The organism is Paenibacillus sp. S150, assembly GCF_019352175.1.
Taxonomy (GTDB): Bacteria; Bacillota; Bacilli; order Paenibacillales; family Paenibacillaceae; genus Paenibacillus_AQ.
The window spans coordinates 19158-39312 of sequence record NZ_JACBYI010000012.1; the positions used below are offsets into that span (position 1 = coordinate 19158).

Annotated in this window: 9 protein-coding genes and 1 riboswitch; of the genes, 1 reads left to right on the plus strand and 8 read right to left on the minus strand. The window is 57.6% G+C overall.

Going from position 1 to position 20155, the window contains the following annotated elements; genetic code table 11:
• Positions 1–30 precede the first annotated feature (30 nt).
• A complete protein-coding gene (locus HYD27_RS13265; RefSeq protein ID WP_219215842.1) occupies positions 31–609 on the plus strand; it encodes a hypothetical protein in 579 nt (192 codons plus the stop codon).
• 542 nt (positions 610–1151) lie between these two features.
• Here the strand turns inward: HYD27_RS13265 and HYD27_RS13270 are convergent.
• The 8 genes from HYD27_RS13270 to HYD27_RS13305 form a co-directional block, all read right to left on the minus strand.
• Positions 1152–5804, minus strand: a complete 4653-nt coding sequence (locus HYD27_RS13270) for an S-layer homology domain-containing protein (RefSeq protein ID WP_219215844.1) — start codon at positions 5802–5804, stop codon at positions 1152–1154.
• Between the two features lie 181 nt (positions 5805–5985).
• A riboswitch (cobalamin riboswitch) is annotated at positions 5986–6189 on the minus strand.
• A gap of 399 nt (positions 6190–6588) precedes the next feature.
• Complete coding sequence (locus HYD27_RS13275) at positions 6589–7014, minus strand: hypothetical protein (RefSeq protein ID WP_219215846.1); 426 nt, start codon at positions 7012–7014, stop codon at positions 6589–6591.
• Positions 7015–7263: 249 nt separating this feature from the next.
• Entirely contained in the window at positions 7264–10359 is a 3096-nt protein-coding gene (locus HYD27_RS13280; protein ID WP_219215848.1) for a GAP1-N2 domain-containing protein, read from the minus strand.
• Positions 10356–11618, minus strand: coding sequence for a hypothetical protein (locus HYD27_RS13285; RefSeq protein ID WP_219215850.1), 1263 nt, complete (start codon positions 11616–11618; stop codon positions 10356–10358). Before HYD27_RS13285 ends, HYD27_RS13280 begins: the two co-directional genes overlap by 4 nt.
• Positions 11619–12100: 482 nt before the next feature.
• Positions 12101–12736 carry a beta-mannanase gene (locus HYD27_RS13290; protein WP_219215852.1) on the minus strand — a complete coding sequence of 212 codons (636 nt, stop codon included), beginning with the start codon at positions 12734–12736 and terminating at the stop codon, positions 12101–12103.
• A gap of 141 nt (positions 12737–12877) precedes the next feature.
• Entirely contained in the window at positions 12878–14155 is a 1278-nt protein-coding gene (locus HYD27_RS13295) for a vWA domain-containing protein (RefSeq protein ID WP_219215854.1), read from the minus strand.
• Between the two features lie 115 nt (positions 14156–14270).
• Positions 14271–16754, minus strand: coding sequence for a transcription initiation factor TFIID (locus HYD27_RS13300; protein WP_219215856.1), 2484 nt, complete (start codon positions 16752–16754; stop codon positions 14271–14273).
• Positions 16755–16758: 4 nt separating this feature from the next.
• Positions 16759–20148, minus strand: a complete 3390-nt coding sequence (locus HYD27_RS13305) for a tubulin-like doman-containing protein (protein WP_219215858.1) — start codon at positions 20146–20148, stop codon at positions 16759–16761.
• Positions 20149–20155: the final 7 nt, after the last annotated feature.

Sequence of the window (20155 nt, forward strand, 5' to 3'; positions counted from 1 at the left end):
GCGTCCTATAATAAGAATGCTGACATTTCAGTGGGGGGAGAAGAATCATTTCGCGCTGATTTCACCGTCCAGCCGGCTTCGGGCGAAATCAAAGGTACTTCTGCCTCTGATTCCACCGTCCAGCTGACTTCGGGCGAAATCAAAGGTACTTTTGCCTTTGATTTCACCATCCAGCCGGCTTCTAGGAGAATCAAAGGCACTTCTGCCTTTGATTTCACCGTCCAGCCGGCTTCCAGGAGAATCAAAGGCACTTCTGCCTCTGATTCCACCGTCCAGCCGGCTTCGGGCGAATTCAAAGGCACTTCTGCCTTTGATTCCACCGTCCAGCTGGCTTCGGGCGAATTCAAAGGCACTTCTGCCTCTAATTTCACCGTCCAGCTGACTTCGGGCGAAATCTATGGTAATTCTGCCTCTGATTCCACCGTCCAGCCGACTTCCAGGAGAATCAAAGGCACTTCTGCCTCTGATTCCCTCGTCCAGCCAACTTCGGGCGAAATCAAAGGTACTTCTGCCTTTGATTCCCTCTACCTGCCCGCTGCGGACAACCCAATCGCGCAGTTTGCTTGGCCGAAGTCCCGATTCATTCTTTCATATACAGCGCAGCCGTGAAATAACGGATAAACTTCGCTTCCCCCAAAACCTATAAACCTGAATTTTGAAAGTGAATTGAACCAATCCAGATCGGACAAGGGATAAACCCTCGTTTTCCTTCATCCATTGGGTGCAAGCTGTTTTTAGCAAGAAATTCCTTCGTGTAGAGCTTTTTAGATGATATGTGGATACTTACTTTCGAAATTCAGGATTAATTCTGATCTTTCAAGTGGAAACGGCTGCACCGTCCTTTTTAAAAAGATAATTTATATGTTTCACGCTATCAATTAGGCTTATCTTTCCCGCTGAAACGGATACCGTCCTTATCAGGACGGCGCAGCCGTTTCCACTTGTGAAGCTTATGCTTCCCAAGCAGCGATACAAAGTATCGCTCTCAGGGACCGTTTCAGCGGGAAACAAAAGGCGGGCTGATAGAGTGAACCCTATAATTCCTTATATCCCCGTATCCCGAAAAAAAAGGGAAAGGAACGGGGCTGCAGACTGCTCCCCCGTTCCGTTCTTTTGGCTATATCATTTCCTGTGAAACGGGCGCTTGACGCTTAAGGCAGTCTCACTGCCACAACTGCCGCCATTTCTCTGGTGACAGCCGCCGCCGGGTCGAAGCTTCCGCCAAAGCCGGTCATGTAGCCCAGCCCAGTGACGGAACGGACCGCAGATACCGCATAGCTGCTGATCCGGCTTTCGTCCGCAAACTTCACAGCTTGCGGCGCTGCCGCAGAAGCTGAATTCTCCAGCTTGAACGCTCTGGAAATCATGACAGCCATATCCTGGCGGGAAATCACGCCGTCCGGATTAAAGGTTGTGTCCGTAATCCCGTCGACAATGCCAAGCTCCCTCGCTTTCAGTACTGCTCCATAATACCATGCGCCGCTCTTGACGTCGCTGAATACCGGAGCTGCACCGGCCCCCGCCGGCTCATTATGAGTCAGTCTCAGCAGAAGCGCCGCAAATTCCGCACGGGTAAGCTTCTGCTTCGGCGCGAAGATCAGGCTGCTTGCACTGACACCCTCCATCAGCTTCTTCTCGTAAGCCAGATGCACCGATTCCAGCGCCCAGGCCGAAATCAGGCTCTCATCGGTAAAAACCGCCCCTCCGGACACGCCGGAAGGAGAAATGCTGAACAGCCTCGAATCACCCGTCAGGTAACGCTGATAAGCCGCCAGAGCCAGCAGCGCCTGCTCGGTGGCTACGCTGTTCGCGGGTTGTCCCGGTGTATGGGCATAACCGCCGTCCGCTTGCCGGAAGGAAGCCAGATGGCTGAGCAGCCCGCCTTGGGCCTTGACAAACCGCGAGTCGCTCGGGCCGATGCCTGCAGCACTCAGCGCAATAATGACCTGCGCCGTGCTCTCGCTGTTGTCTTCACCGGCCTGCTTATAGCCGCCGTCTTCCTGCTGCTGCTGTGACAGCCAGGCAATGGCCTTGCCCTGAGCCTCAGCAGCCGCAGTCTGGCCCGTATGGGCTGAAAGCGCAGTAACCGCCATTGCGGTAATATCCGGATCAGCCGTTCCGCCTGCGGTCAGCGGGAAGCCGCCGTCCTTGTCCTGAACATCCAGCAGCGCCTGGAGCAGGCGTTCCCGGGTCCACTGCGCATCCGCAGGCACTATATAGGAGCCGCTGTCGAGGGCGATCAGGGCAAAGATCAGACCGTTGCTGCCCTGGCTGGTCATGTTGTCATTATTGTAGATTTTCTCAATCAGATTATAACCGCCGAAGGCTTGCGGATCTGCACCCGCTGCGGCCACAGCCAGTACCAGGCGCTCATAGTCCGTAACCTTGCGGAGCTGCCCCTGGCTGTCCGCAAGCTGTTCCTTCACGCCCTCCAGATAAGCCGCAGGCACGGCATGGCCCGAACGTGCCAGCCCAATCGCCTGCCAATCGCTGAGCTCTTCCGCTGCCGTTATTCCCTTCACTGTAGCGGCGATATCGCTCTTCAGCTGCTCCGGCTGCGGCTCCCATTTGCTGCGGTCTACCACTGCGTAATCCGTGAAATGGCTGACCTTGCCGGTAAGTATGCCCGTCTTGGCATCCAGCACGGAAGGAACCGGAATCCAGCGGCCCGTGGCCGGCTCCAGCCAGGCCAAAGCCAGATTGGCCGGATTGCTTACGGTTACAGGCACGGTGACGGATAGATCAACCGGCTTCAGGAATTTTGTTCCATCCGGACTGAACGTGTACAGACCCGACACCAGCTCGCTGCGGCCGGAGCTGCCCTCCTTCATGCTGATTCTCACCGTACCGGATACTGACCCGGCCGGAATCAGCAGCTGCACCTCGCCGCCGCTGTCCTTCAAGGACGCATCCGCGCCCGGAGTGACCTCCTGCTCGAAGGCGGCAGTGTTCGCAGTTAATCTGCGGCTAAGCTCCGCTGCTTCCGGCGCTGTCATTGCGGCGCTCAGGTTCACAACAGCGGTTGTCTGTCCCACCCGGTTCAGCGGGAGCGTATTGTCTGCGGTGATGTCTACCGCCGGAACCGTCCCGGTTCCGGCGCCAGCTCCGCTGCCTGAACCATCCGCAGGCTGTCCAAGGTCGTTACCTCCGTTAGTGGTATAACGCCAAGCCACAACATCGCCATTCTTCAGCTTGTAGCCTCCGGAGCTGTAGCTCGGGTACACTCCGTTTACAGAGTACATCCATCCGCTTTTGGGTCCCCGGTCATATTCCGCCAGTCCGTCAATGGAGCGGATATACACACTGTCACCGCTGCCGCCGCTGACCACCCTGCCCCCCAGCTGGCGGATAAGCAGGCTGTATGCCGTCTCCCCCTCATTCAGGACTACTTTGGCTCCGGCCAGTATGGTTCCCCTGCTGCTGTCGCCGATGACCGAAATCATCGCCGATGCCGGCTCAGGCACCACTGCTGTATCCGCAACGGTCAAGGCCTGTGTATAACGGACGAGCTTCGGCGTGCTGCCTTCAACATATCCGGTCACGGCCAGCGTGTACGTATTCGCGGACAGTCCTTTTTCAAAAACTGCTGTCCCTTGGGCATCCGCAGTTGCCGATGTGCCGCCGATAGCAACCTCTGCCTCCGCAGCCGTCGAAATTACCGGGTCATTGGTAAAGGTCGCGTCATTCCAGACCCACTGCTTTTGCGTAACCGTAACGGAGAACGCTTCACCCGGCTTCGGCTGGGCAGGAGACACTTGTACAGAATTCACGACATGGGTACTTTGTCCGGCAAAATACACCAGCACCCGGTCGGCGGACTGCAGCTCGTATTCGCCCATCCCGACGGACGGGTAAATCCATTCCCCTCCGCGCTCTACCACAAAGCTCCAATAGCCGTTGTACGTTCCGTTCTGAATGCCGGCGATACCCGAAACATAGCTGCCAAAAGAGGATTGTGTAATTTCCAGCGGAATATTGCCCGCCTCAGTAAGCTTCTTCAGCGCATCCAGCGTATCGGCAGCTTCCAGCGTGCCTTCCGCAATCGTACCCTGCGGACCTTCAACTGACAGCGCAGCCGTCACATAGCGGGGGGCAATCTTTAGCGCTTGTGTATATTTAGCGACCTTCGGCGCCTGTCCGGCAACGTATCCCGTAATGGCCAGTGTATGGTCACCTGCCGCGGTTCCCGCTGCGAACTCGGCCTTGCCGTTCTCATCCGTTGTTGCTGTCTGGTCCCCAATCGTGACCTGTACACCGGCGGCGCCTGAGGTTACCGGATTGGATGTGAATGTGTCATAATCCCATACCCAGGTTTTTTGGGTGACCGTGACGGTAAAAGCGTCGCCCTCTCTCGGCTGTGCCTTGGACAGGGTCACCTGATCCACAAGCTGCGTGTCGCTGCCCGCATAATAAACCAGCAGGCGGTCCGAATCCTGCAGCTTGAAGTCTTTCATTCCTACATCGGCGCTTGCCCATTCGCCGCCCCGGGACACGGCATACATCCAGCCGTCATAGCCGCCGTACATTCCGGCAGAGATGCCGCCGATGCCCGTAACATAGCCGCCGGAAGGGTTCGTAATCTGCAGCCCGTTCGCCGCAGCGACTTTGTCCAGGGCTTCGAGAACATTGCCCGCATAAGCGCCGCCTTCAACCAGGGTATGTTCTGGCCCTTCGATGGTGAGCGGCACATAGACAAGCGGATTCTGCGCTGCCGGCTTGGAGAAATCGTACAGCTTGCCGTTCGCTCCGCCGCTGAACAGGCTGTACGCCACCAATGCCTGGAGCGCCTGCTCCGTAGCCAGCGCATTCGCGCTGCCGCCCTGGTTATGGGCGAACGCCCCGCTTGCCATACGGAAGCTCAGCAGTCTGCCTACCAGCTCCTGCCCATTTTTGGTGAACTCTGCACCGGCAGGGTCCACGCCATAGGAGGAGAGACCAATAATGGCTTGGGCTGCACTTTCGCTGCTGTCCCCGTAGCCGCCGTTGCTGTCCTGCTTGGCAGCCAGCCAGGCTACCGCTTTTTGTCCCGCTGATGCAGCTGCCGGATCATCCTTGTGGGCAGCCAGCGCGGTCAGGACGATCGCTGTCATATCCGGATCACTGGCTCCCGGGAACAGGGCGAAGCCGCCATCGCTGTTTTGCTTGGACAGAATTTCGTCCAGCAGTGCCGCCTGATTCCATTTGGAGCCGCCGGGAAGCGTATAGCTTCCGGAATCCAGGGCGAGCAGCGCGTATACCGGAGCGTTCAGCGTTTGTCCGCTGATTTTGTCGCTGTTATAGATCTTCTCCAGCAGATTGAAGCCTGGCTGCGGGCCGCTGCCGGCAAAGTCCGCCGGATCGCCGCCGACCGCCTTGACGGCCAGCACAATCCGCGCATAATCCGTAACGTTCGGGAAGCTGCCTTCCGCCGCCTGCACCTTTTGCATAAGCAGCTGAGCATAGCTCTCCGGCACCCGGTAGCCCGCCTGCGCCAAGCCGATGGCCTGCCATTCAGACGTCACACCGCCGCCGAGAATATATTCGGCTGCGGCATAAGTCGCCTGCTGGGCCGTAACCTCTCCCGCGGAGTCCGCTTGCGCCAGTGCCGCCGTAGTGTCCGCTGGCGCGAGTGCTGCCGTAGCGCCCGCCTGCGGCAGTGACGCCCCGGTCTCCCCAGCCGTGGTTGCACCTGCTTCTGTGACAGCGGAGGTCTCCGCTGCGGCAAAAGCCTGTCCCGCCGGAACAACGGCGGTGCCTGTAACCGAAATAACCAGCAATAAGACCAGACCAAGCACAAGGGACTTGGCAGAATATAACGTCTTCATCGTCAACCTCTTTCCTTCTAATAAAATGGATTGTACTGCACAGCAAGGGATAGCTCAAACCGCATAAAGACCGCCCCTGTTAAGGGCGGCCCGGGAAGAATACAAGCTGAAGGCTGCGGTGCGCGTAGCTCCGAACTCCATCCATCTGCATATGTTCCCCATTCTCACCCCACGAAGAATAGAAACGATTACAAAAAAGGCAGGTCTCCTGGCTTATGCCTCATTGCTGCTCTTGGCCTTCCCATCCTTCTATCCGGACAGTGGCCGCTCGAAGAGCCGCTCCGCATTTACAGTGGCGGGACCGCGCCGGATTTGCACCGGCCTTCCCTTTTAAGCCGATTCTGATTCTATGAATAGAACCGGCACCTTTTTCAACAACTTATTAAATTTTAATATTCATAATCATATCCAGTATTCCCTTGTCTGTCTATAGAGAAGCTGTATGATAGACTGTGCAGGGCGGTAGAGTAAACTCCAATGAAGTCCTCTCCTATCCCGCCAGAGCATCAACCGCCATACGGTGGCCATAGCGAAAAAACATACTATACTCTCCATACTTCCCGCTCATGAAAAGTTACGGGAAAGTATGTTGATAAGGGGAACGGCTGAAATTCCGCTCTCACAGGTTGTTTTACACGAATTCAGCGAAACAGATTATCAAATCAATATTAATTAGATTTTCAGATACAATATTCATTAGCAGGGTTCCTCCTTGCTGATTTCGCAATCCCGAGGCTACCCTGCTTTTTTGTCGCCTGCCAGGCTCCGAATCTTTCTGCACAACTTACTTTACGCCATCCCTGCGATGCTTCGGGATAACGGCATTTCTGCCGTTATTCCGGTGCAATCCCACCGGCGATGCTCCAACAACGTCATTTCTGCCGTTATTCCGGTGCAATCCCACCGGCGATGCTCCAACAACGTCATTTCTGCCGTTATTCCGGTGCAATCCCACCGGCGGCTCTCCAACAACGGCATTTCTGCCGTTATTCCGCTGCAATCCCACCGGCGACGCTCCAACAACGGCATTTCTGCCGTTATTCCGGTGCAATCCCACCGGCGATGCTCCAACAACGGCATTTCTGCCGTTATTCCGGTGCAATCCCATCGGCGATGCTCCAACAACGTCATTTCTGCCGTTATTCCGGTGCAATCCCACCGGCGATGCTCCAACAACGTCATTTCTGCCGTTATTCCGGTGCAATCCCACCGGCGATGCTCCAACAACGTCATCCCAGTCGCAACAGAAGCAATGCAACATTTCCCAAACAAGTGGAAACAGCTTCGCCGTCCTTATAAGGGACGGGGCGTTTCAGCGAGAAAGATAAGGCTAATTTATAGCGTGAAACCTATAATTTCTTATCTTTTAAAAAAAGTCCTGAACTGCACGCGCCTCTTTTTTGTCGGCATATCATGCTGTTCAGGACAATATGTTAAAAGCTAATCCGCTGTGCAGACATCATTCAGTCTCCGTATCCGCAGTTGCTGTGGCTGAAGGCTCCTCACTTGGAGAGGAGTCTGCTTCAGCGCTTGGAGCACTGTCTGCCGCTTCGCCTGAAGCCGGATGCAGCTCCAGCCGGTACCCTCCGGCGATGATCATATCGCCTGCGGCCAGTTTGGCACCGGGCTCAAGCCCGACCGTCACCTCATAGGTCGGCGCTGCCGGAGTTCCCGGCGCGGAGCCGCCCGCCGCCGGTGACGGCGTGGACGATGCCGCGCTGGCGTTCCCGCCGCCTGCGGCATCGTCCACAGCGGCGCCCGCGTCTGCGCCGCCATCCGCCCCAGCGGCTCCCTCAGCGCCGCTGGCAGACCCGGACGGCGCACCCGCCGAGGCGCCGTCCTCTTCCCCGGCGCCCGCGTCCGCGCCGGGACTCGCGGCTGCCGTTCCAGCAGCCGCCTCACCAGAGGAGCCGCCGTCAGCTCCGGCGGCCCCCGCCTCCGGCGACGAGGCCAGGCAGCTGCCTGTCGCCGTGACCCGGTAGTCCTCCGTCACATTGCCGGAGGACACCACGCTGATCTCCGCCGGCTGGAAGGCGGAGCAGTCTGCGGCAGCGGCGAAGGTGAACACCAGGCCGCTGCCCGTTTCCCCGCCGCCAAGCCGGACGGCGGCGGGAGCCGGAGCGCCGGCCTCACCCGAGGCGCCCGGCAGTGTACTGCCCACCGGCCGGGCCGTATCCGCAGGGTCCGGCCGGAGCAGGCTGATCGCCAGTATCGCGCCGATCAGTACAATCCCCAGAATGCAGCCGGAGATCAGGAGTTGAAATCGGCTGCGGCTGACCCACCGTGCCAGCGGCGAAGCCAGCTGGGAGCGCGCTTCGTTGTAGACATTTTGCAGCGCCGGGCCTGCTGCGGAGACATAGCTTTTGCGGAAGCCGCGGCTCCTGAACGCCTCGCGGTCGCTGCTCAGGAAGTATTTCATTATCGCCCGGCGGTATCCGGGCCACAGCTTCTTATTCGATACAGAGAATAACGGATTGCGCTGCGACCAGGCCAGGAAACGGTAGACGGTCTCCTTGTCATCCCCCGCCTTGCGCTTCACCAGCTCCATAAGCGTGTCATAATCCAGCGGTCCCTCCCGGCGCTCACTGCTGTGGTAATAGGCCAGCGGCAGACGCTCGAACGGCTCAATGCTGCGCGATTCCTTCAGCCAGCGCCGCCCGAGCAGCTGCACATCATCCAGCTCTCCCGGAGACAGCCCGGCAAAAATCTCCGCCGTCGGCTTCTCCTCCCCGAACCAGCGGTACGCCGCCCGGAGGGCGTTCGCTTTTTGCCGGGTAATTGAATCCAGCGGCGGCTGCCAGTCGGCAACATCGCGGTAGCGCAGAAAAGAAATCTCCAGCAGCTGCTCCAGGGTCAGCTCGGCCAGCGATACCCGGTTCAGCAGGAAGCGGTCCGCTGCCGTCATCAGTTCCTCCAGGAGCGACAGGGCCTCGGGATCAATCCCGCTGCCCCGGCGGCGCTCTTTTTCCGCATTGTCCACGAAATCATGGATCGCCGCCACCGCCGCCACCGGATCAGGGTCCCGCTGCAGCTTCTCCAGCAGATAATCCTTGACGGTATCGCGGACAAAAGACTGCTGCAGCGCTTCCGGCAGGAACCTGCCAAAGTGGGCTACAAACCGCAAAACATCCGCCGATTTCGCCGCCGCAGAGAGCCGGGCTTCCATATAAGGCTCCAGCAGCGCCCGGCGGAAAACCGGCTGGGCCAGCACTCTTTTGAAGAAAGACGCGCTCAGCTCATCATTGCTCTCAATGATGCCGTAAGCCGCTGCCAGCGCATCCTCACGGCCGGCGGACTGGGCATTCAGCATGCCGTTAATGAAATAATCGACGATTTTAACCCGGTAATTATGGCCCCTCAGCGCAAAATATTCCACAAACCGCTCCAGAATCTCCGCTTCAGGGATGCCCTTCTGGCGGATCAGGTCATACTCACGGTCAAAGCGCTCCAGAAACATATCGTTCAGCCGCACCCGTGAGGTAAGCGCGCCTTCCGGCTTCAGGTAGGACAGCAATCCGCCCAGCACCGCCTGCTTATTCTCCGTGTAGAGTCCCTCATTGCCCTGCTCGATCTCATAAAACACCGCCAGCTCGTTGTACATAGCGAGCGACAGCCTGCGCTCCACACTCTCCCCGGACAGCAGGGAATCAGCAAACCTTGCGAAGTCCTCCATCCCGCGTCCCGGCTCCTGCAGTGTCTTCCAGGCCAGATCGGCGAAAGGCTGACGGGAGTCGCCAAAGTCAATATTCAGCATCCGGCCCGAGGCGAGATCGAATACAAAATCCTTTTCGATGCTGCGGTCACCCGGACGGATCGAGCCTTTTTCCACAAAGGTCAGGTGGATATATTTGCGGCTTTTAGGCTCGCCCGCATAGGTGATCACACCCAGCCTGCGGCGGAAATCAAAGGGAAGCGAAGCGAAAAGCACCTCTGTAAGCTCCACCGCACGCCGCGACAGCTCCACGATAGGAACGTCCAAAGCCACATATATTTTCTTCTTCCCGGCCACGGAGATCATCACCGCCTGCAGCAGCGACTTGAACAGCTCTCCTCCGATGCCGAGCGCCCGCAGCACACTCAGCGGATTCGGATTCCCCTTCTTCTGCGTGGAGGGAACATTCTCCAGCTCAGGCAGCGTTCCGCCCGGCTCTCCCGCATAGCTCCCGGCAAAATCCGCATTCAGCCAGTCCCGGTAACCCTCCAGTATCTCCTCCGAGCGACCCCCTGGCACTACGAAATTATGGGCGAAAAAAGCGCTCCGCTGCCCGGTAAAATCCGCCGCCAGATACCGGTTCTGCCCAATGACCGTATCGTTCGTTTCCGTGTGGAACAAATGCAGCGAGGCCGGATACAGCTCCTCGTTCTTCTCGCCGCGCGCCGTCAGCTCTGCCGGAGCATCGTAGAGGCAGAAGGGGTGCAGAATTTTTTTGACAAAATTATTATCCAGGCTCTCCGACTTCGCAACCGTATCGAATCCTTCTGTCGCCCGGTACACACCGCGCCGCTCCCGGGTATACATCTGCTGGGTGATCATGGACCCTGAAAATCTGTTCACGGCCCGTCGCTCCCCTCAATATAGTTCAGCTTATGCAGCAGCCAGATGAAAGGCTCGTCCACGCGGATCGGGCTGACTACACCTTCTATCCTTTGATTCACCGGATTGCTGCCCAGCGCCGATACGGCGAAATACCCCGTGTTCGCAAAATACACATCCATCGTATCCTTGAACGGACGGTCCACCTTCTCGATAAAACGGCGGATTTCGCCGTCGATGTTGTGGAACTCGTCCAGATTGAGCGTTTTGCGGTGCACATAATTATTGAACACATTGCTGTTGGACTTGATGTAATCGCCATCCTCATCCTTCAGTGAATGCAGCATATCGCTCTTGGCGAGCACGACTGCGGTCGGGATATCGGTTTTGCTCTTCTCCTGGTAGGCGATGAAATCGCCGAACATGGTCAGCACCACATCGCGCGGCTCATCATACTGGGAGACCCATTCGCCCGGACGGTCACCGAAGTTAATGCGGATTTTCTCGCGGATCGAGCGGATCTGCAGCGGATCGACCATGAACAGGATGCCTGCCGAGTTTTTGATATGCTGCCCGTGCAGCCCAAGATAATCCTGATCGACCATCCCTTCACCCGCAACATCGAAGAACACCAGCGTCAGCGGCGGCTTGGACTCATCCTTGAACACAAACTGGAAAATAAACGGCTCCTGCATTTTTTCCTTCTGCGTCGAAGCCAGCAGATCCCCGCGCTCGAACAGCGGTTCTTCATACAGCGTGCGGAACTTGCGGCTGATCTCCGCATTCAGCGGCATGCAGGCTGCGTCAAAATGCCCTGCCGTCGTATGCTGCAGCGTATGGATCAGCGAGGTCATGTACACCGACTTCCCGACCTGGGAAGCGCCGATGATCGAGATAATGTTGCTCGGCACCTTGCCTGCGGTAACCGGCAGCTCATTGTGGCAGGCCGGGCAGAGCCGTCTGCGTGTCAGCACGCCATAGCGGTCCGTAAGGCCGGTCAGCACATTGTCGGTGTAGTGGTGGTATTCCTCCGGAATATCCGCCGGATTCAGAATGGCTTCCATGTCATCCACCGTATCGAGGCCGAAGCGCTCGCGGTATTTGTTCAGCGCATCGTCTTCCCCCAGCGCATAATTCTCATCATCCTCACGGCTGTGCATGGCCCGAAAGACCACATCCTCCGGCCCGAACCGGGTGAAGCAATACGGACAGACAATATCATAAAAGAGCGGCCGCGGCTGCGGTTGATTTTTTTTCATAAACCGGCTAAAAAAAGACATCTCTTGTCCTCCTGAAAGTTTTGTGAGCCTCCGCTCCTTGAACTGCTTCGGGCAAAACTCGCTTCGGAAGCATGCGTCCGTAAGCGTAAGCAAGTTTCACACCAGCACGAGCGCAAATGTTCCGGCTTCCACGACCTTATATTTTGTGCTGGACGCTCGGCAATCCCATGCCTCTTGCAGCCCCTGCGTCCAGCCTGCTTTTTTGACTATAACTGCACTTTGTACAGCTATATTGATGCTCCTGCCCGCCGCTGCCCATTTAATTGCACTTCTGACTGCATTCCTGCAAGTAAATATAAGCAAAATGGCCGATTTGAGATAAAGTCCAAAATATAGATGTACAAAATACAATTAAACGCCGGTTCCGGATAAAAACGACTCTTTTAACTGTATGAAGTCCAGCATCACCCGCATTCCCCCGAGCGCCACGCATCACGTCCAGCAGGCTCCAAGAAAGCCATCCCGTTCCCCGCGTTCCCCGCCTACTCCGGCACCAGCTCATAATATAAGCCGTACCTGCGGCCATCCGTGAAAAAAATCCGGACGGAGTCCTCCTTGCCGATTTCAATCGGCGGCAGAGCATTGCGTCCGGCGGCAAAATCCTGGACGAACGGGAATAACACACCGTCCTCCTTGGACGCCGGATACCCGCCCCGTTTCTTGACATAACACAGTACCTCCTTCGATACCGGCACTTCGGCCGTAATCGTCATATGCACTGTTTTTTGTTTGCCGAATAAGCCTTTTTTCTGCAGGATGGAATAATAGATGCGCGCTTTGCCCGCACTGACGAGCGCCCGGTTCGCACCATCCCGCTGGCGCACCAGCAGGGTCTCCCCGTTCTCGGCAAGCCGGGCATAGACAGTATATGCGACCAGCCCGATGTCCTCCAGACGGTCACGGTATCCGTTATTTGCCTTGTACTCCTCGCGGGTGTAGAGCTTCATCCCGGAGGGCGGAAGCTCCCCGCTGTCCGTCTCCTCCGCAGGAGCCTTGTGGATGCAGACCGCCTGCACGCCGTCCGGCCAGCGCCAGCGCAGCGTACAGAATCTGTCCTCCACCCGGAAGGACACATCCGTAATAGCCGGTGTGGAGGAATCAATCTCGGCGTATCTCATGACTGTAGGCTCCTTTCCCTGTGTCTGTGTCAGTCTATCTGTCTATATCTGCATCGGCATCTGTATCTGTATCTGTATATATCTAATATCTATAGCTATTATTGCCATCTCTTTCACTTCGCAACTGTCGAACAAGCTCTATCAGAACCCTCTGCTGCCTCTGTTTCTGCGCGGCGCTGGAAAGCCGCCGGACGGCTGCGCGGACCTTTCCGGGCTTCTTCCCCTCTTGCGGGAAAGCCGCCCTTCTCCAACCGGTATTACAAAGGTAAACAGGGCGATAATTGCTGCCAGAACAAGCAGAGCGAGCAGACGGGTCATGGCATCCCCGATGGAATGGCCGTCCAGGCCAAACTCCAGAATCAGGCCGGCGAACAGGCCGGATACCGCGCCGCCGACGCCAAAGCTCCGCGCCAGATGGCGGTTGTCAAACACAATGCCAAGTCCGACCCCCAGGGCCGTACCCACCAGCAGCAGCGCCAAAATCCGCACCCCGGCATAATACGGGCTGTCCGCCGTCGAATCACTGCGCACCGTCAGCAGCGTCCGGTCCCCCAGACGGTCATAGATTTGCTGGAACACACCGCCGAGAAGCTCCGCATTGGTTACATCATAATACTGCCCGCCGGTTGCCGTGGCGATATCCTGCAGCAGGGCGGAGCCTGATGGATCATCCAGCGCAAGGCCAATTGTATTCACCGCGATTCCGCGGTCTGCATACTCCGTAAGTTCCGTTGAAGTGTCAAATTGGCTGAAGCCGTCGGACAGCATGATGACCATAGCCCCCCGGCCGGACTTATTGTCACTGTTGATGACATTTATGGCTTCTGTGAGCGCGCCGCTGATGTTCGTACCGCCTTCCGTGGTCTGCAGACTGTTAATGACCGAGGAAACCTTCTCACGGTTGTCTGCGCTGGACAAAGGGATAAGCGGCTGAACCACCGAAGCGTCATGACTGAAGGTCACCACTGCCACCTGGTTGTCTTCATCCATGCGCTGTACCAATGCTTCGGCAGCCGTGTAGCGGCTGTTGCCCGGATCGCTCTGCATCATGCTGCCGGAGTCATCAATGACCATAACCACATCTTTTACCGGTCTCACGCCGCCGAAGTTCAGCTCATACACGAATTCCGTTACTGTGCCAACCGCGAACAGCAGCACCAGTGTCAAAGGCAGCAGCTTCCACGATAAGCCCAGATATCGCTGCTTCCACGACAGCCCGTTCAGTCTCGGCGAGATCATCTCCGCAAGCAGGCTGCCCAGGCCGACCCCAAGCGCCACAATGGCAAAGTAAATGCCGACCAGCACAATCGACGGCAGACCATACGGCCTCTTGTCCAGCAGCAGCTCTCCCAGAACAAAGGCAGCTGCGCCGCCCAACAGGCTGAAAAGAAGCAGTAGCAGATTGATTTTACGCTGCATTCGGCATCCATCCTTTCGGAAAAAAGCATAAATTAAGCTCATTTGTTTTCTTGTGCTGCAGCTGACATTTTCATGCCGCTCTTTGAATCCCCCGGCCCAGCAGCCGGCGCTCCCCCTACCGCAGCTCCGGCAATTGCTCCTCATCTACGCCATGCAGACGGTAGCCGCTCGCGGCATAGGTCTCATAGTAGACCTTGCCGTTGCGGTAATAGAGCAGATCCTCCAGATGGAAGCCGCCCATCAGGTTCAGCTTCTCCACTCCGCTTCTGCGCTGCTCATGCACGAAGCCCAGACGGTAGACGCGCGTCGCCTCATCCGCACTGAAGGCATAGCGGAGGAATTCCGAGCCGCTGTCGCCGAAGAAATATTTCTCCTCATGGCGGTGCTCCTGCGTATATTCGAACAGGCGGACGTTGATGCTCGCTTCCTCTTCCAAGCTGCGGTAGAGCCGTTTAAACAGCTCTTCCCTGGAGACAATCTCGCGGTTCTCATAGGCCGCCGCGACATTGGCCCGCCGCAGCAGCTCTTCCTCGAAGGGCAGCGCGAACGCCTCCGCCGTCAGCAGCTCGCGGCGGCACAGCTCGGCCAGCCGCTCTGCTACAGCCGCGCCGCCCCGGCTGAGCAGACCGGAGATGCTGCCCAGGAAGCGGTCGCTGAAGAATACGCCCGGCCCCCGCCGGGCTTCAATATCCCGCATTACCTCTTCTGTGACAGTCCGGTAATACTCCATAATGTTCTGATCCACCGTCTCGCTTGTGCGCCCGATGCCGGCAAGCGCCAGGCTGTGCAGCTCTTCCTCCAGCGCTTCCATGGTCTGTACCTTGGCCTTGCTCTCGGCGTGCAGCTGCTCCAGCGCCGCGTCATAGCGCAGGCACAGCGCCAGCTCGCTCTCCAGGCGCAGCAGCTCATATTTCCTGCCGTAAATGCTTGCGAATAAATAATGAATGAAATTGCGCACGGTCCGTTTGTCCAGCAGCGGGACGCGCTGGAACGGCTGGCGCTCCACACTCTCCGCGTAGAGCTGCTCCAGTTCCTCCTGCGCGGAGAGAATCGCCGAGCGCAGCCCGGCCATATGCTGGCGCAGCGCTGCCAGCACGCTTCCGCCGCCCTGCTCGGCGGTCCAATCCGCCAATTGGTAGAACGTCAGCGGCGGAGCTGCCTTCTCCTGGGCCGTAAGTACAGCCGCCCACTCGCGGGAAGGCTGAACCTCCTCCGCCCGCCGTTCCGCAGCCTCCGCAAAATTGCTGCGGAAATAGGCCTGCCCGCCGTCTCCGAACAGCAGCGCCTCGGCTTCGCGCAGCGACAGCGGCTTCAGCTCGCCATAGGAAGGGCGCCCGTGGCTCATCAGCCCGGTCATCTCCGCAATGCCGGCCCTCTCCGGGAGCAGGGCCGCTGCCCGTTCCCGCAGAGACTCCGCATTCAGGCCAAGCAGCGCCTGACGGTCACGCAGGCCCGCCGCCGCTTTGCCCTCCTGCAGCTCCGCCGACAAATAATGAAAGGCGTGGTACAAAACCGCCAGGGCAATTTGCCGGTTCGGTCTGCGCACTGCTGAGAAGCCGGCGGAGGCATAGCCCTGCCTTCCTGTGCTGCCCCGGATGCCGCTTTTGAAGGTCATGTTGTTATAGCCGCCGTGACCGGCGGCAGTATCCGCAGCCGGACGGACACGGTTCTTCAGCAGGCTGACATGGGCGATAATCTCGTAGTTGTCGTCCATCCCATGCGGGGACATCATCCCCCGTTCGTTCTTGTCCGAGAGCAGATAGACGAGATCGAACAGGGCGGAAGGGCCATGGGCTACCGGAATGGACAGCCCGTCCTCGGTCACCAGCAGCGGGGCGCTGAGGGCATAATCCGTCCGCTGCATCCCGTCCAGCTCCCGCAGAAAAGCCAGCCCCGCCGAACTGGAATAACCGAAGTTCTCCCCCTGCTCCCGCTCATTGATGAGCGCATACAGATCGGTCTGCACCGACTTGAAGGACTGGCTGAGCACGGCGCGGGCCAGCAGCGCAACCTCCGGCAGCAGCACATTAAGCGGGTCATCGACCCGCGTAATGATGGAGAGATGGATGACGTCAAAAGAGGAATACAGCCGCCCATAATCCGCTATGCTGTTGCTTAAGTGCCGCAGGCTCCGGTTCATTCCGGCCAGAAAGCGGCTGTCCTCATGAAACTCGCGGTAAATGTCCCGGCGCACCGTGCGGGGATCGCGCCCCTCCGTTTCCGGCAGGGCCATGCCCATGACGCGCGCTCTTTTGCCGCCTTCGGTCTGGCCCGGGTTAGCGCCGTGCTCCAGCGCCGCACCGCTGTTAACCCCGCTGCCACTGCCGGCATTGCCATTCCCGGCCTGCGATCCACCCGCACTGACAGCCTGCCCTGTGCCTCCGCCAGACGCCGCATGCAGCGCCATGATTCCTCCGGCGTTGTCCCATTTCCGCTCACAGCTGTCCAGCACCGGGCCGATGGCCGTAGACGCCTTGTCGCCCAGGAACAGAAACAGGGCGGGATAATGGATGCTGCTGCGCCCGTCCCATTTGCTGCGCTGCGCTTCTTCCTGCGCCGCGTATTGTTCCGCATAGGTTAATGCCTGTGCTTTGATCATAGGATTACTTCAGCTTTCTGCGGATGCTGCCAAGCTTGCCGGTCAGGCTCTTGTAGAAGCTGTACATTTCATCGCCGTCCGCATGCTCTACCCGCTCATATTCCAGACTGTCCCGCGCTTCCAGGAAGGAGACATACAGTCCTTCCAGCTTATACAGAAGCGGAGTCACATCCTCGGCAGCTGTCATTTCCCCGGCACGGCGTGCCGCCTTGCGCAGCAGCACACTTCGGCTTTTCTCATCCAGCCCGCGGAAATGGCGGTAGACGGCATATTCCACATAGCTGCGTTCCTTCATTAAATTGGCGAACGGTTCCCAGGCGTCTTCGTCCTCGTCGCGGTCATAGACGTAAAGCGCACCCTTTTTGGTGATCGTATCGGTATACAATGCTTCAATAAACTGGTCGATCCACTTGTCTTCATCCAGATATTGATGGAGCAGCCCGTCCAGCTCAGAAGCCTTCGCTGCAACCGCGTCATATTTGGCCAGCTCCTCGCGGACGCGCGAGATCAGCTGCGGGGAACGGATCAGATTCTCTTGGGCCAGTTCTTTGTTAATGCTGCCAAAAATATCCTTGACCCCTTCGCGCTCCAGTCCGCCCGTGCGCAGCGCCTTCAGCTCGTCGGCCGCCTTTTTCACTTCGCCGAGATTTGGACGCGCCATGCTAAGCTGCAGGTCATAGCCGCTGAGCATTTTATCCACATCAAACGGCTTCGTGAAGACGACCGAGTAACGGCTGCTCGTATTTTCGTCGAGGCCTTTTTCGATAATGATTCCGTTCTCCAGTGCTCTGGCGAAATCCGCCCGCACTCTGGCATTGTAATCGCGGACACGGGTATTGACGTAGGTATCGCCCCAGGATTTTTCCGGAATCGGAGACGGCAGATAGGTCCAGTTGTTCTTGTCGGTCATCACCAGATGGCGGCCGATGCCTTCCTTGTCCAGAATCGTCCGTTCATAATTTTCTTCGAACACACGCAGCGGCGTGTACACGAACAGCGGCACCCCGTTGCGCGTATTGAGCCAGAAAATCCGGTTCTTCACCTGGCTTTCCTTAATGGTAAACTGTGATTTGCCCAGCGCGTTGTTCTGGTAATTGCGGATTCCCTTCAGGATGCCCGGCGCCTTGACCGGCACAGAGACAAAGCCCCAGGACGGAAAGTGCAGACTGCCGGAGCTGTTGCTCAGGTGAAAAATCGGCACTGCATCCTCATCCAGCCTTCCGGCAATAATCCGCTCCACGAACTTGTCCAGCGGCTCCTCACGGCCGTATTTCATCACCAGGAATTCTTCCATGGAACGGGTAATGAGGTCGCCGAACTTATCGCTGAGGAACTCGGATATGGAGCGCACAATATCGATCTCCTGCTCCTTGACCCACCGTCCCGAGTGCTTCAGCATCTCCCGCGTGAAGTCGCGGATCAGATCGTCGCCGTCCTTCTGGTCCATCACCTTGGAAATCGTTGAAGCGATATCCGGCACATTGACGATATTCCAATAGTAGGTTTTGTTTCCTTTGCGGTCCGCCTGCTCCTCGCCATTGATCAGAATATCGCCATTCTTCTCGAAGATCGTGCCGAGCGCGGTGAGAATCTCCGTGAATACACCGTAAATCCGGCTGTTCTCTTCGTTCAGCAGCTCATACAAATCCTCATAGAATTCAATCATCTGCTCAGTGCGTTCCACATCGGCATGCAGCCAGTATTCATTGATTTTGGCTTCAATATAGGCATTTTTCTTCTTTTCCCTGGAGACAAAAGCGCTCCGCGCATCGCCCAGCTTCTCCTGTGCGCTGTCCTGCGCCGTCTCGATATCGCGCGGCAGGCGGAGCAGGCTCTCGCGCAGCGCTTCAATATAGGACTGGATCAGCTTCAGAATGCAGAAGCCCTTCTCGGTATAGAGCAGCCGCGACACATAGAACGGCCCCTGCTCGGGATGGAGAAAAATACGCTCCAGCTCTTCGCCGAACCGCCCGGTAATTTCTCCGGGCAGCTGCTTCTTGGATTTGATATATTCCTCGCGCGCACGGGCCAGGAAATTCTGCTCCAGCTCGGTATCCATATCCACAACCTGGTGCTTGATGACGTTGCTGTGGTTCAGGCGCTCACTGTTCTCATAGCCTGGCAGCGGCTCCGGCACACGGGCTTCGAAGGTTTTGATCATGCTGTCAAGATCAATGCCGAGCTTGCGCGCAAGCTTCTCCACATCCTCCTGCCCCGGCGCCTGCCGGAACATCTTGTCCATCTTGTCGAACAGGCGGAAGGCCAGATAGGTCGTCATTTCTTCAATCGGCAGGACTGCGGATGAAGCGCCGATGATGTTGTATTCATAATTGGCAGGATATGTCTTGTTCATCTGCGCAATATTTGTGCGGATATTGCTGATATAGTCGTGGATGGCGAATTCCTCGCCCGACTGCTTTTCCTCGCTGGCCATGAAGTTCGTGATGTTCTCCGCCGTTACATTCATGCAGTAGTCATAGGCGTTCTCCAGCAGCTTGCCCTCGGTATTGGTCGCGGAGATCAGGTGGCACAGGTTAAACGGAGGCAGCGGCGAATTTACGGTCAGAATATTGCCGTACTGCTGCCGGAACCGCTCGCCCCGGCTGTCCACGTTCATCCAGTAGTCCAGCTCCTTGAGCGCTGCATAGCCGTTCTTGCGGATATATTCGCGGGTATGCTCGCTTAGGCTTTTGTTCGCCAGATTCACATCCGGCGTGAACAGATAACCCAGAGTATTCACGCGGTCGATGCCGGCCGAGCCGTAGTCGCGTTCAATAATCCCGCGCACAATATAAGCGATATCCAGAAAAGCACCGCTGCCCGTGCCGCCGGACAGGCCGGTCAGCAGGAAAACCATCAGCTTTTTGCTGGTGCCCACGGACAGTGTCTTGATCTTCTTGTCGATGGCCGCCACAACCTGGTTGATCTTCGTGAACAGCAGCAGGCGTCCGGCCTGGCGCACCCCGGCGGCCCCGTTCATGCCGTCCGTAATGCTCAGCTCCGGGGACAGCCATTCGGTGATGTACGGCTCAAGAATGCTGCGGTTCTGCAGCAGCCCGCCGATTTCGGCATTGGCCAGCAGCACAAATTCATTCTGCGGGTCGAGGCCGATGCCCTTGTATTTTTTGCCGCGGTCCTGCTCATTCGTCTCGAACGCCAGGAATTCCACGTTGTCCGGCTTATCGCGCTTCTTCTTGGACAGCGGATCTTCCGGCAGCTTGAAGCGGCGGTTAATCTGGTACTTCAGCCGCAGCAGGGCATCAATGCCCGTGCCGCCAAGGCCGATGATGAGGATGGGGTTGTCAATGGTGTCCACTCTGATTTTGTCGCTGACGATCCCTCCGCCCAGCGATACGTCGAGCTGCTGAATATGTTCCCTTACTACCGGTTTCATAAGTGCT

Coding starts and splice junctions, on each gene's coding strand:
- HYD27_RS13270 (WP_219215844.1), bottom strand. CDS start 5,804: ATGAAGACGTTATATTCTGCCAAGTCCCTTGTGCTTGGTCTGGTCTTA.
- HYD27_RS13285 (WP_219215850.1), bottom strand. CDS start 11,618: ATGTCTTTTTTTAGCCGGTTTATGAAAAAAAATCAACCGCAGCCGCGG.
- HYD27_RS13290 (WP_219215852.1), bottom strand. CDS start 12,736: ATGAGATACGCCGAGATTGATTCCTCCACACCGGCTATTACGGATGTG.
- HYD27_RS13295 (WP_219215854.1), bottom strand. CDS start 14,155: ATGCAGCGTAAAATCAATCTGCTACTGCTTCTTTTCAGCCTGTTGGGC.
- HYD27_RS13300 (WP_219215856.1), bottom strand. CDS start 16,754: ATGATCAAAGCACAGGCATTAACCTATGCGGAACAATACGCGGCGCAG.
- HYD27_RS13305 (WP_219215858.1), bottom strand. CDS start 20,148: ATGAAACCGGTAGTAAGGGAACATATTCAGCAGCTCGACGTATCGCTG.